This is a genomic window from Paeniglutamicibacter sp. ZC-3 (assembly GCF_025847175.2).
Taxonomy (GTDB): Bacteria; Actinomycetota; Actinomycetes; order Actinomycetales; family Micrococcaceae; genus Paeniglutamicibacter; species Paeniglutamicibacter sulfureus.
This window is the reverse complement of sequence record NZ_JAOYTG010000001.1, coordinates 404365-417398: the sequence shown is the minus strand read 5'-3', so window position 1 is coordinate 417398 and position 13034 is coordinate 404365. Positions and strand designations below refer to the sequence as shown.

9 protein-coding genes and 1 riboswitch are annotated in these 13034 nt (G+C 66.1%); of the genes, 7 read left to right on the top strand and 2 right to left on the bottom strand.

The genetic code is table 11. From position 1 onward, the window contains the following. Positions 1–130: 130 nt before the first annotated feature. On the top strand, positions 131–2353 hold the full coding sequence (locus OIU93_RS01830; RefSeq protein ID WP_264268341.1) for an NADP-dependent isocitrate dehydrogenase: 2223 nt from the start codon (positions 131–133) through the stop codon (positions 2351–2353). Positions 2354–2413: 60 nt separating this feature from the next. Here the strand turns inward: OIU93_RS01830 and OIU93_RS01825 are convergent, their stop codons facing one another. After that, positions 2414–3358: a hypothetical protein gene (locus tag OIU93_RS01825; protein ID WP_264268340.1), complete on the bottom strand. Its 945-nt coding sequence runs from the start codon at positions 3356–3358 to the stop codon at positions 2414–2416. Between the two features lie 46 nt (positions 3359–3404). Then, positions 3405–4937 (bottom strand): deoxyguanosinetriphosphate triphosphohydrolase family protein, encoded by a 1533-nt coding sequence (locus tag OIU93_RS01820; protein WP_264268339.1) that lies wholly within the window; start codon positions 4935–4937, stop codon positions 3405–3407. A gap of 356 nt (positions 4938–5293) precedes the next feature. Between OIU93_RS01820 and OIU93_RS01815 the strand changes: the two genes are divergently transcribed. From OIU93_RS01815 to OIU93_RS01790, 6 genes are all read left to right on the top strand, one after another. Beyond that, the gene (locus OIU93_RS01815; protein ID WP_264268338.1) at positions 5294–6073 is read left to right on the top strand and encodes an ABC transporter ATP-binding protein; all 780 of its coding nucleotides are present in this window, start codon (positions 5294–5296) and stop codon (positions 6071–6073) included. After that, the gene (locus tag OIU93_RS01810; protein ID WP_264268337.1) at positions 6070–6861 is read left to right on the top strand and encodes an ABC transporter ATP-binding protein; all 792 of its coding nucleotides are present in this window, start codon (positions 6070–6072) and stop codon (positions 6859–6861) included. Before OIU93_RS01815 ends, OIU93_RS01810 begins: the two co-directional genes overlap by 4 nt. Then, complete coding sequence (locus OIU93_RS01805; protein WP_264268336.1) at positions 6858–8123, top strand: MFS transporter; 1266 nt, start codon at positions 6858–6860, stop codon at positions 8121–8123. The genes OIU93_RS01810 and OIU93_RS01805 overlap by 4 nt, the downstream gene beginning before the upstream one ends. Positions 8124–8181: 58 nt before the next feature. Next, a complete protein-coding gene (locus tag OIU93_RS01800; protein WP_264268335.1) occupies positions 8182–9705 on the top strand; it encodes an ABC transporter substrate-binding protein in 1524 nt (507 codons plus the stop codon). Beyond that, the gene (locus tag OIU93_RS01795; protein WP_264268333.1) at positions 9705–11492 is read left to right on the top strand and encodes an ABC transporter permease subunit; all 1788 of its coding nucleotides are present in this window, start codon (positions 9705–9707) and stop codon (positions 11490–11492) included. The genes OIU93_RS01800 and OIU93_RS01795 overlap by 1 nt, the downstream gene beginning before the upstream one ends. Before the next feature lie 386 nt (positions 11493–11878). Continuing rightward, a riboswitch (SAM riboswitch) is annotated at positions 11879–11995 on the top strand. A gap of 103 nt (positions 11996–12098) precedes the next feature. Further along, complete coding sequence (locus OIU93_RS01790) at positions 12099–13025, top strand: methylenetetrahydrofolate reductase (protein WP_264268332.1); 927 nt, start codon at positions 12099–12101, stop codon at positions 13023–13025. The last annotated feature ends 9 nt before the right edge of the window (positions 13026–13034 follow it).

Genomic DNA, 13034 nt, shown 5'->3' with positions numbered 1-13034 from the left:
AGGGTCCGGGGGAGAAGGGGAGTCTCGCCACAAAAAGTGTCCGGGCGCAGTAAATCGGGTAAGTTAGGGCTGTTGAGATCAAGTCGGACCATTCATATCCGAGAAGACCGTTCAGGGAGACGCCGCACCTATGGCCAAGATTATTTATACCCACACCGACGAAGCTCCGATGCTGGCAACCCACTCGTTCCTGCCGATTGTCGAAGCATACGCCTCGACCGCGGGTGTAGAGATCGAGACGCGCGACATCTCGTTGGCCGGCCGCATCATTTCCGCCTTTGGCGACCACCTCACTGCAGAGCAGCAGATTCCCGACGCATTGGCCGAGCTCGGCGCCCTGGCCAAGAGCCCGGATGCAAACATCATCAAGCTGCCGAACATTTCGGCCTCCATCCCGCAGCTCAAGGCAGCCATTGCCGAACTGCAGGCCGCCGGCTATGCGCTTCCGGACTACCCGGACAACCCGTCCTCGGACGAGGAAACCGAAATTCGCGCAAGCTACGACAAGATCAAGGGTTCCGCCGTGAACCCGGTGCTGCGCGAGGGCAACTCCGACCGCCGCGCACCGTTGAGCGTGAAGAACTACGCCCGCAAGAACCCGCACACCATGGGTGCCTGGTCCGCTGACTCCAAGACCAACGTCGCCACCATGACCGAGGATGACTTCCGTGCCAACGAGAAGTCCGTTGTCATCGACAACCCCCAGAACCTCTCGATCCGCTTCGTCGGCGAAGACGGCAACGTCAAGGTCCTGAAGAAGGCCCTGCCGGTGCTGAAGGACGAAATCATCGACGGCACCGTCATGCACGCCGCGTCGCTGAACAAGTTCCTCAAGGACGCGGTTGCCCGTGCCAAGGCCGAAGACGTGCTGTTCTCCGCACACCTGAAGGCCACCATGATGAAGGTCTCGGACCCGATCATCTTCGGCCATGTCGTCAAGGCCTACTTCTCCGAGCTGTTCGAGACCTACGGCGAGCAGCTTGAAGCAGCAGGCCTGAACCCGAACAACGGCCTTGCCGCCATCCTCGGCGGGCTCGACGAGCTCTCCGACGAGGTGCGCGCCGGCGTCGAGGCACTGATCGCCAAGGGCCTCGAAGAGGGCCCCGCAGTAGCCATGGTGGACTCCGATAAGGGCATCACCAACCTGCACGTACCCTCGGACGTCATCGTCGATGCCTCCATGCCCGCCATGATCCGCACCTCGGGCCACATGTGGGATGCAGAGGGCAAGGAACGCGACACCCTGGCAGTTCTGCCGGACTCCTCCTACTCGGGCATCTACCAGGTCGTCATCGACGACTGCCGCGCCAACGGTGCCTACGATCCGACCACCATGGGCACCGTCCCGAACGTCGGCCTGATGGCCCAGGCTGCCGAGGAATACGGCTCCCACGACAAGACCTTCGAGATCAAGTCAGCCGGCCACGTCCAGATCCTGGACGCCACCGGCGGCGTGCTCATCGAACACCAGGTCTTCCCGGGTGACATCTGGCGCGCCTGCCAGACCAAGGACGTGCCGGTGCGCGACTGGGTCAAGCTGGCCGTCAACCGCGCCCGCGCCTCGGCCACCCCTGCCGTGTTCTGGCTGGACGAGACCCGCGCGCACGACGCCGTGCTGATCTCCAAGGTCAACGAGTACCTGAAGGACCACGACACCGAGGGCCTGACCATCGAGATCCTCTCGCCGGTCGATGCCACCAAGTACAGCATCGATCGCATACGCCGCGGCGAGGACACCATCTCGGTTTCCGGCAACGTGCTGCGCGACTACCTCACCGACCTGTTCCCGATCCTCGAACTGGGCACCAGCGCCAAGATGCTTTCCATCGTGCCGCTGATCGCCGGTGGCGGACTGTTCGAGACCGGTGCCGGCGGCTCGGCCCCGAAGCACGTGCAGCAGCTGGTGAACGAAAACCACCTGCGCTGGGATTCCCTGGGCGAGTTCCTGGCCCTGGCCGTCTCCTTCGAGCACCTGGCCAACACCTCGGACAACGCTCGCGCGCAGATCCTGGCAGACACCCTGGATGCCGCAACCGGCACCTTCCTGCTGGAGAACAAGTCGCCCAAGCGCAAGGCCGGCGAGCTGGACAACCGCGGCAGCCACTTCTACCTGGCCAAGTACTGGGCAGAGGAACTGGCGGCACAGACCAAGGACACCGAGCTGGCAGCTGCCTTCAAGGCCGTCTCCGAGGCACTGGGCGGCAACGAGGAAGCCATCGTGGCCGAGCTCGCCGCCGTGCAGGGTGCCCCTGTCGACCTGGGTGGCTACTACCGCCCGGTCGAGGAGAAGGTCGCAGCCATCATGCGTCCGTCCACGACGTTGAACACCGCACTGGAACTGCTCAAGAAGTAGTCTCACTGGGAAACGAATGCCGCGTAACCACTGCAAAGTGGTTAGGCGGCATTCGTGCATTCAGCGTAGGAATGCGGAGAGACGGCGCCTGACGATGCGCAGGTCCCGGTCATGGTCGCGGGCGATCTTGTTTTTCTGCAGTGGGAAATCACTCTGCTCGATCACTATCAATATCGACCCGTTTTGGGGGATAAGTTCAGCTTTGCGACGGTCATAGAGTTTGCGCTGTTCGCCGCGGGTCATTCCCGTTGCCGTGATCTTGTCATCGAAGAACGGAACAGGTTCGCTGTGTTGGCGCTCGTGGAATTCCACGACGATCCCGTGCGTACGCCAAAAGCCGTCGACCGGGAGCTTCGAGCGCTTGCCGGTGGCCAGCGAAGGATCGCCACGCAACCATCCGAACGTCATCTGGCTGACATGTCCTTCGCCCAAGATCTCGTCGCATAGCCCAAGGACATAGTGCTCGTCTTTTTTCGGTGTGGGAATTGCCTGGTTGTCGGGCGGTGACTCCACATACCGGTCAACGGGCCATGCCAGCTTCCAGCCCTTGTCCTCTCCATAGGAGTCCCAGTAGGCAATCGGCAGGCCGGATGTGCTCTTCACCAACGGAAGGAGACGTGCAAACCATTCCGTGTACGCCCGATCATTGGCATTCCGCGGATCGCTTCGCTGCAGTTTGGGCAATGCGGCGAGGATTTCCTCGGCGACCGTGACATGGCCGACGTCTTCGGGGAACTGACGTGCATTGAATTCGTATCCTTCGCCATTTGAATAGCGCAGGCACTGTTCATCCCCGATTGGCTCAGTGGCATCCCCGCTTACATCCAGTGAATCCTGGGAAAACAGTGCGATGCGCCAGAACATGCCCGAGGCGCTGAGCCCGGGATTGAATCTCAGCCCGCCATAGCCCATGCGGTGCAGCAGCCTCACGGCTTCCAAGATCCGCAACGGCATCACGCAGTCCATGGAACCTCTTTCATCAGTGTCGAAGGCGGGAGAAAACATCCACCATTTTTCTCCCGCCTTCCGCGATTGAACGGCTGTCACGCATCTACAACCCGCGTCCGACTTCCCAGATGCTCTCCGAGGTGCCGGTGAGCAGGGCATTGACGGAGGCGGCCTGCGCGTCGGTGAACGAGGCAATGTAGTCGACGATGGCCCGGGCCCGTCCCAGCCGCTCGATCTCCCTGCGTGAGGAATCCGGAAGCGGTCCGGAGGTCTCGGAATAGAGCTGGCGGTATTCGCCGGTTGCCGCCTCGACGGAGTCCAGCAGCCTGCGCGGTGCGCGGGCTGCATCCTGTGGATCATCCAGCCACGCGGCCAGGCCCTCGGCCAGCGACCTGATGATGCGGGTCTGTCCGCGCTGGTATAGCGCCAGGTCGGAGCGTTCCAGAACAAAGCGCTCGTGCACGAACTTGAGCACCACCACGTCGTGCCAGGCCTCGTCAGCCAAGCGGACGTGCCCGCTGCGAATCACGGGGTCCTTCTCCACCGCGATCGAGGCCTGGAGCCTGTCGATCCAGCGCCGGGTGAAGGCGGTGACTGCGCGGTCGGCGTCAAGTCCGCCGTCATAGGGCAGGGACAGCAGCCCTTCGACCAGGTCATGGCCAACGCGCTGCACCGAGGCGCGGAAGGCGTCGGCATTGGCTATCCACGGGTCTTTGGCGGCAACCCGCCGCCAAGTGCGCTCGAGCCCGTGGCCGGGCAGGCGCTGGTCCAGTTCGCACACATCGAGCCTGGCCAACTCGGCGCCGGAATCAAGCCAGTGCCGCAGCTCGGCGGACACCGGGGAATACTGCAGCACCCCTGCACGATAAAAGTCATCCAGGTCGTGCACCGCGTAGGCGATGTCATCGGCGATGTCCATGACCGAGCATTCCAGGGTCTGTTGGTGCTCGGCGATCTGCGGGAAAACGGAAAGAACGTCACGCATCTCGGCGGCCTCGATGTCGTAGGCCGAGTATTTCAAGGCGGCGTTTCCATCGCCGAGGCCCACGCCGCGCGGCAGAAGTTCCGGGGACCGAGCCGGCAGGGAACGCCATTCGTTGCGGGTCCAGGGGTACTTCAGCACCGCCGCACGCACAGCACGGGTCAGGTTCAGCCCGCGCGGGCTCGCGTCGCAGCTGTCCAGCGCGGTGAGGATGCGGAAACTTTGGGCGTTGCCCTCAAACCCGTCGGGCAACCCGAGGATCTGACGGGCCGCCCGGTCCAGTTCCTGTTCGCCCAGATGCCCAAAGGGCGGGTGGCCCAGGTCGTGGGCGGCAGCGGCCGCCTGCACCACGACGGGATCGCAGCCGCCGAGATCGGCCACCAGCGTGCGCGTGGGCTCGTCGACATTGCGCAACCCGATGGCAATGGAGCGTGCCACCGCGGAGACCTTCAGCGAGTGGGTGAGCCGGTTGTGCACCACGGTGCCGGCGCCGGCCTGCGGGATCACCTGGGTGACCGCCGAGAGCCGCGAGAAATAAGGGGAGAAGCGGATGCGCTCGATGTCGACGCGGAATTCGTCTTCCCCGGGCCGCGAATCTTCGCCAATCGCCCGTTCCCGGCCGCCGGTCTGGTGGGTGGTATTCCTGTAGTCCATGGTGCGCACCAGCCTAGTGGAATCCGGGGCGCAGGAACCCTGCGACGCGGCACCGGAATCCGCGGAACGTGGCCGCACGGCGCCATCCGCCGCTGCACCCCATCATCTTCTTGGGCGGGGCAGTGCCGTGCTGGCGCCGTCTTGTCACCGTGCGCGAAGCAATTTCTTGTTCGTGGACGCAACGAACCTGCGACGCCAGGCTCCCGGACGAAAAGCCCCCGCTTGGGAGTTCCGTGAGTGGTCGTTTCGGAAGCCGTGTCCTGCATGGGGTAATATTCGATCGAACTCTTAACGAGAATGATTGTTAGTTGCAATAGTGTTTGCCAGCCGAACCGCCACACGAAAGTCCCCATCCTATGTCTGCCCTCCTCGTCCAAGGCCTCACCATCTCCCTGCACGGGAAACCCCTGGTCGCGGGGCTGGACTTCAGCATCGAACCCGGGGAGAAACTGGCATTGCTGGGGGCCTCCGGATCCGGCAAGTCCCTCACGGCGGCGGCCTTGCTGGGGCAGCTCCCGGCCGGGATGAACGCCACGGGAATGCTGCGCGTCAACGGCAAGGAAATTCCCCTCCGGGGCCGAAGGCTCGCAGGGCGGGAATTCGCCGCGATCCACCAGAACCCGGCCACAGCACTCAACCCGCTGGTGCGCGTGGGCCGCCAGCTGGCCATGCCACTGCGCAACGCGGGGCTCTCGGGACGCGAGTCGCGTGAAATTTCCCGTGAGCTGCTGGCCTCGGTGGGACTGGCCGACGCGGACCGCATGCTGCGCAGCTACAGCGGGGAATTGTCGGGCGGACAGCTGCAACGAGTATGCATCGCCTTGGCGCTTGCCTGCCGGGCCGACATCCTGGTGGCCGATGAGCCGACCACGGCTCTTGACGTCGTCAACCAGGCCAGGGTGCTCGAGATCCTGGCGGGGGTCCCTTCCACCGCGGGTGGCCTGCTGCTGATCACCCACGACCTGGCCGCTGCCGAGCAAATATGCGGCCGCGCGGTCGTGCTGCAGGACGGCCGGAAAATCGAGGAGGCCCACATGCCGGAGTTGATCGCCCGGCCACGGCATCCCTACACCGCTGCCATGGTCGATTCGGCCCGCTCATCCTTCGCTCCTCCGCTCGAGGTGGCGGCCGCATGACGGCCCGATTGCGGGCCCTGGATCTGGTCCACGGCTATCCTGGCCGGTGGCCGAGGAGCCGTCAGGGCCACCGGGCGCTGCGCGGGATCAACCTCGGCATCGAAGCAGGCCAAGCCGTAGGCTTGGTGGGCAGCTCGGGCTCCGGAAAGTCAACGCTTGTGCGGTGCCTGCTCGCCCTGGAAAAGGTGGACTCCGGATCCGTCCAGTTCAATGACAACCCGCTGGTTCCCGGTCCGGTTTCCTCTCTGCGGTGGTACCGGCGGCTCGTGCAGTACGTCCCGCAGAACCCCGCCGGCAGCCTGGACCCGCGCATGAGCGTCCAACAACTGATGCTCGAGCCGCTGAGGCAACTTCGCATCCAGGGGGAACACCGGCAAATGATCCGTCGCGCCCTGGAACGGGTCGAACTCGATCCCGGACTGCTGGGACGCAAGCCGGCCGAACTCTCCGGCGGGCAGAACCAGCGGGTCGCCATCGCCCGGGCCCTGGTTCCCGGGCCGTCGATCCTGTTGGCCGACGAACCCGTCAGTGGGCTGGATTTGCCGCTTCGCGATGCGGTGCTGGGGCTGCTGGAGAAATTGGTCCGGCAGGACGGAATGGGACTGCTGTTTGTGTCCCACGACCTCTCCGCCGTGTCCCGGCTGTGTTCCCGCACCGTGGTGCTGGAATCCGGGCGCATCGTGGAGGAGGGCGACACCCTCGATATGTTCCACACTGCCCGGCACCCGGCAACCCGGGAGCTGCTGGCAGCCATCCCGCAACTGGGCACCCGAACGGGCGCCGCATGAGCGGCACCCGCGTCCTTGCCGGCGAGAGCGGCCGGGTGCGTGGCGCCGGGCCCGCTCCCGGGTTGCTTCTGGCCAGCCAACTGATTTTCAATGTGGGATTCTTTTCCGTTGTCCCTTTCCTGGCTGTGAGCATGCGCGGGGACTTCGGCATGGGAGCCTTGGCGATCGGGGCAGTGCTGGGGGCACGGACCTTCGCCCAACAGGGGATGTTCCTTTTCGGCGGGGTGCTGGCCGATAGGTGGGGGGCGAGGCGACTCATGGTTTCCGGCACCCTGGTGCGGGTTGCCGGCTATCTGGTGCTTGCCTGGGCCGCGGACTTCCCCTCGTTCCTGGCCGGTGCCATCATCACTGGAGTCGGTGGAGCCCTGTTCTCGCCGGCGCTCGAAAGCCTGGTGGGCACGGCCCGGTCCATGGAGACGGGGAACGCCGGCACCGGCGCCAAGCCGACGCTTTTTGCGCTGCTAGTCATTTTCGGTGAAATCGGCGCAGTGGCAGGCCCGGTGCTCGGTGCCTTGCTGCTCGGTGTCGGCATCGATGCCGCGCTGCTGGCCGGCGCGGCGATCTTTGCCGTCATGGCATTGGTCTTCCTGCGTTGGATTCCGGGAACCGACGCCGGGGGCCAACCAGCGATTTCACGGGTCGGGAATCGGGAGGGGGCAGGCACCTGGGCGTGCCTGCGTGAACGCCGGTTTGTGCTGTTTGCCTCGTTCTACGCGGTGAACCTGCTCGCCTACAACCAGCTCTACCTCGGGTTGCCGGTGGAACTTGAACGCAGCGGCGCCGGAGTCGGGGCACTAGCCGGGGTCTTTGTCTACGTTTCGCTTCTGACCGTGGTCCTGCAATGGCCCATTGCCGGGTTCATGCGCCGCGTCGGGGACAAGACGGCCCTCTCGCTCGGATTTTCCGTGCAGGCCGTGGGATTTTTGCTCTTGGCGGTGCTTTCAACACGGGAGGCGCCGGAGGGCGCGTCCCTCGCCCCCGCCGCACTGATGGTCACGGCCCTGGCGCTGGGCCACATGTGCGTGACGCCCACGGCCATGGGCCTGGTCGCCGGCTTTGCCTACGGACATCCCGCCGGGGCGTACTACGGCCTGCTCGCCACGTGCGGGGGGCTGGCCGTGCTGGCTGGAAATGTCCTATTGGGTCCGCTCTATGAACATGCCTACCTGCCGTCGCTGGCAGCGGCCGCCCCGTGGGCGGCACTGGCCTTGCTGGCCGCAACCTCCGCAGTGGCCATCCGCCGCTTTGTGCCCGGGCATTGACCGCCCTCTTTCCCGAAATCCAGTCACCACCCAACCACGAAAGACAGGTAAGACCGACATGGTTCTTCCACGCCCAAAAGCAGCCGCGACAGCAGTGCTGGCCTCCACCCTGGCACTGGGCCTGAGCGGATGCTTCGCCGCGGGCGACGCGGGCGCCGCCGCAGACGACACCCGCATCAAAGTGGCCATGATGCAACCGCCGCGTTCGGCACTGACCCCGCTGAGCGACGACGCCTTCAAGCTCTCCCGCTGGCAGGCGGCAGAGACCCTGGTGGTCCTCGACGAGGTGGGAGAAGCCCAGCCCGCACTGGCCACCGCATGGGAGCAAACGGATGAGAGGACCTGGACCTTCGAACTGCGCCAGGGCGTGGAATTCCACGACGGAACCGCACTAACGGCCAAACAGGTCGCCGCTTCGCTGGAAACCGCGGCGAATGCCAGCCCCAAGCCCCGCATCCTCGACGGAGTCGAGCTGGGCATCAAGGCCGAGGGCGCCGACACCGTCGTGGTCACCACCGAGGTTGCCGACCCGCTGCTGCCGCAACGGCTTTCCAGCCCGCAGCTGTCCATCCTGGCGGCCTCGGCCTACAAGTCCGGCGGAGTCGTCGTCCCGACCGGGGCCGGCACCGGTCCGTATGTGCTTTCCTCCTTCGACGGAACCAGCTCCGCAACCCTGGACCGCTTTGATGGCTATTGGGGCGAACCTGCCGCCGCCGCCGGGGTGGACGTCCAATTCGTCCCGGACGGCACCGCCCGCGCAGCGGCCCTGCGCACCGGAAACGCCGACATCGTGGAAACCATCCCCGTGGGACAGGTCGCCCAGATCGATCCCGCGCTGGTCCACGAGGTTCCCATGCCCAGGACCAACACCCTCTACCTGAACAACGACACCGGCCCCTTTGCCGATCCGGCCGTGCGGGCCGCGGCGCGGGAAGCCATCGAGCGGGCCACCGTGGTCGAACGGGTCTACGAGGGCCGTGCCGACATCGCCGAGGGGTTGCTGGGCCCCGCCCTGCCCTGGGCGGCAGCCGAACGCGCGAACGAAAACTACGCCGAGGTGCTGGGGAACCGTGCAGCGCCTGCAGTCGTGAAGGGAACCAAGATCACGCTGGGCACCTTCACCGACCGGGCGGAACTACCTGAGGTTGCCGTCGCGCTGGAACAGCAGCTCGAGGCCGCCGGTTTCGTCGTGGAGCAGGATGTGCGCGAATACCAGCACATCGAGGCCGACGCCCTGGACGGGAAGTTCGACGCATTCATCCTCTCCCGCGCCACCGTCCTGGATTCCGGGGACCCTGTGGCCTACATGTACAGCGATTTCTCCTGCGAGGGATCGTTCAACATCTCGCAGTTCTGCGATGCCGAGGTCGACGCGGCCCTGGCCAAGGCCGCGGCCGTGGCACCCGGCGGGGAACGCCGGGCCGCCATTGCCGCCGCCGAGGCGCTGATCCTTTCCAAGGACGCGGCAGTGCCGCTTTTGCACGAACGCGTTATCCAGGGCGAATCGGCCAGGGTCCGCGATGTTGAGCGCGACCCCCGCGAACGTGCGCTGATCACCAACCGCACGGAAATCGCCGACTGATGGCGCGCACGGCCCCGGCAATCAACGCACTTTCCCGCCTGCTGGCCCTTGCCGCGGTGACGGTCGTGATCGGCCTGCTGCCGTGGCTATCGGGCAGCAAGCCCGAATACACGATCCTGCGTGCCCGCTATGCGGATCGGGAAGCGACACCGGAAACCCTGGCGATGATCCGCGACGAGCTCGGCCTGGACCGCGGCCCGGTGGCGATCTTCCTGGCCTGGGCCGGCGGGGTGGCCCACGGCGACCTGGGAACCTCGTGGATCACCAACACCCCGGTGGGTCCCGGGACTGTCTCCGCCCTGGGCGTCTCGTTGACCCTGATGGGATGTGCGGTGGCGGTGGCGGCAGTTCTGGCCGTGCTGCTGTGCGTCCCTGCGGTGGCGCGCGGTCTGGCCGGAAAGCCGGGCAGCGGATCCGGGGCCGTTGCGGCGGGAATCACGGCGCTGCCGGAATTCCTGTTGGCCGCCATGCTGCTGATTGTCGGGGCCGTCTTGCTAGGGTGGTTCCCGCCCTACGGCTGGCAGGGGCTGCACCACGCGGTGCTGCCGGCGCTTTCGCTCGGGTTGCCCGCCGGCGGGCTGATCGGGCGCCTGGCCTCCGAAGCCATCAGCGCCGCCTTCGCGGAGAAGTGGGTGGCGACCTGGCGGCTCTCCGGGGCGCGCCGCGGCCAGCTCACCGCGGCCGTGCTGCGCCGGGCCATGCCATCGGTGACCAGCCAAGTCGGCCTGGTCCTGATCGGGTTGACCGGCGGGGCAGTGGCTGTGGAAAAGGTCTTCGCGATCCCCGGTTTGGGCCGGGCCATCCTGGGCGCCGCCAGCGCCCAGGACATTCCGGCGCTGCAAGCCGGGGTGCTGGCGCTGTTGCTGCTGGCCGTCATCGTGGGTTCGGCCTGCGCTGCGGTGCGCCTGCTGTTGCTGGGCAGGGCACTTCGCTCCGGTACGGTTCCGGCGCCGGAGACCATGCGCTTAACCCGCCGGCGGGAGATGCTCCTGCCGCTGGTGGTGGCCTCGGCGCTGGTGCTTTTGGTCGTAGCCGGACTGTTGCGCGACCCGTTCGCGTCCGAGCACGCGAGGCTGGCTGCCCCGAGCCTGGCCCTGCCCTTCGGAGCCGATGCCAGCGGACGCGACCTATTGGCCAGGGTGGGGCATGGTGCGCTGGCGACCTTGGGGACTTCCCTGCTGGTGGTGCTGGTTTGCCTGGTCCTGGGGCTGGTCATCGGGCTGTTTCCGCATGCGGCAACCGGTCCGGTGGAGGTCGCCAACGCCGCCCCGCCGATCCTGGTGGGCCTGATGGTCGCGGTGGTCACCGGCCCGTCGCTGCTCGGCGCCGCGATCGCGGTCGCATTGGTGGGCTGGGCACCGCTGGCGGCGCACGCGGCGGCCCTGGGACAGGAAGCGCGGGCCCGGCCGTTCGTGAAGATCCTCCCGGTGCTGGGCGTGGGCCCGGCTCGGATCCTGTTCAGGTATGTCCTGCCGGCGATTCTTGGTCCGGTGTTCAGGCACGCCATGCTGCGGATTCCCGGGATCGCGCTGGCGCTGGCCTCGCTGGGATTCCTGGGGCTGGGGCCCCGGCAGCCCACCCCCGAGTGGGGGCTCATCCTGGCCGAGGGAATCAACTACGTTGAAAGGGCGCCGTGGACGGTCGCCGCTCCCGCCGCCGCCCTGGTGCTTACCTCTGTCCTGGCGGTGTCGTTCTCCGGCCTGAACTGGACTCGCCGCCAGGGCAACCCCGGGAACGATGCCCCGATCCGCGAAGGGCACAAAAGTACTGCCTCGTCCGGCGAGTAACCCCCTGCGCAGGGGGAGCGGCTTCACGAAAAAGGGATCAGGGTCATCGCGGTGGGGTCGCAACTCCGCCCCGGCAGTCCGTCAAGACCGTGGCACCACGGGTGAAAACCATTCCCCCACCCTCGAATCCCGGCACCGGAAACCGGTCGCGAGCACGCCACTCCTTCGCGTCACATTGGCTTCACGGAAGTCCCGCGGCGTCATGCCGGAGCCGGGAATCCCCGACGATACACCGAAAAACGCGAATGGACGGCCGTAACAATGTGACCGCGGCAGACCAGCGAAAATGACGCCGTATGGACACATGAAGTGATTTTGCCCTTCGTGACGGCTGTGCCGGCACGCTCCTTGCACGTGCCCTCCAACCTGTTCCAAGATGAATACATCAACCATCAAGAGCGGCTGAGAGATCTGGCTCGTTGACGCCGCAGCAACCATCATCCGATGGATTCCCTTCCCTGGGACTCCATCGGCGAGGGTGCTACTGCCAGAAGCGATGGAGCCGCTTCAGCGTTCACTCATCATCGCCGCAGGACGTCCGTGACGGATCCCTGGGGCTTTTGTGGCGATCCCTGATGCCTCCCTCGAATCGACGAGGAGACATGCATGAGTATTGGAACGACAGCCGCACCGCCGTCACTGTCCTACGAGTTGTACCCTCCGGCGAACCGCGACGCCGCCGAGGGAATCTTCAACAGCATCCGGGCCCTGGAGGCGACGGATCCCGACTACGTGTCGGTGACCTATTCGGGGTCCCCGGCACGCCGGAACGCGTCCCTTGAACTGATCGAGCACTTGATCCAGAACACCCGCCTGCGCCCGCTGGCCCATCTGACCTGTGTGGGGGAGAGCCGCGAATCCCTGCAGAACCTGATCCGCCACTTCGTTTCCCTCGGGGTCCGCGGGGTGCTGGCGCTGCGCGGGGACCTGCCGACGGACCCCGAGGACTGGCGCGGCGAATTCCCCTTCGCCCGCTACCTGATCGAGCTGATCCGCGAGGTTGAGACCGACCACTCGGCCGCCCTGGCCGGAGGAAGACTGGGGGTGGGTGTCGCCGCCTACCCGATCCGGCACCCCGAATCCCCATCCTTCGAACACGATGTGGAGGTGTTGCTGGCCAAGGAGCGCTCCGGGGCCAACTACGCCATCACCCAGGTCTACTTCCGTGCCAATGAGTACACCAACCTCGTGGATTCGGCCCGCCGCGCTGGGGTCACCATCCCGATCATCCCCGGCGTCATCCCGCTGAACTCGGTCAGGCGCCTGAACCGGCTGGCCTCGATGGCCGGGATTGCCCCGGACCCGATCCTGGCCCACGCGCTGGAAACCGCCGGCTCGGATTCCGAGCGCCACCGCATCGGTGTGGACGCCGCCGTCACCCTGGCCCGGAGGGCCTTCGACGACGGAGCACCGGGCGTGCACCTGTACACCTTCAACGACCATCGCGGCTCCCTCGATGTCATCGAGCAGCTCGAATTGCCGCGGACCCGCGCGCAGGCCAGCAACACCTGGGCCACCCGCGCCGCCGTCTAGACCCACCCA

Excerpts from the sequence above, each read along its gene's own strand:
- OIU93_RS01830 (WP_264268341.1), top strand. The coding sequence starts at position 131 with ATGGCCAAGATTATTTATACCCACACCGACGAAGCTCCGATGCTGGCA.
- OIU93_RS01825 (WP_264268340.1), bottom strand. The coding sequence starts at position 3,358 with ATGTTTTCTCCCGCCTTCGACACTGATGAAAGAGGTTCCATGGACTGC.
- OIU93_RS01820 (WP_264268339.1), bottom strand. The coding sequence starts at position 4,937 with ATGGACTACAGGAATACCACCCACCAGACCGGCGGCCGGGAACGGGCG.
- OIU93_RS01815 (WP_264268338.1), top strand. The coding sequence starts at position 5,294 with ATGTCTGCCCTCCTCGTCCAAGGCCTCACCATCTCCCTGCACGGGAAA.
- OIU93_RS01810 (WP_264268337.1), top strand. The coding sequence starts at position 6,070 with ATGACGGCCCGATTGCGGGCCCTGGATCTGGTCCACGGCTATCCTGGC.
- OIU93_RS01805 (WP_264268336.1), top strand. The coding sequence starts at position 6,858 with ATGAGCGGCACCCGCGTCCTTGCCGGCGAGAGCGGCCGGGTGCGTGGC.
- OIU93_RS01800 (WP_264268335.1), top strand. The coding sequence starts at position 8,182 with ATGGTTCTTCCACGCCCAAAAGCAGCCGCGACAGCAGTGCTGGCCTCC.
- OIU93_RS01795 (WP_264268333.1), top strand. The coding sequence starts at position 9,705 with ATGGCGCGCACGGCCCCGGCAATCAACGCACTTTCCCGCCTGCTGGCC.
- OIU93_RS01790 (WP_264268332.1), top strand. The coding sequence starts at position 12,099 with ATGAGTATTGGAACGACAGCCGCACCGCCGTCACTGTCCTACGAGTTG.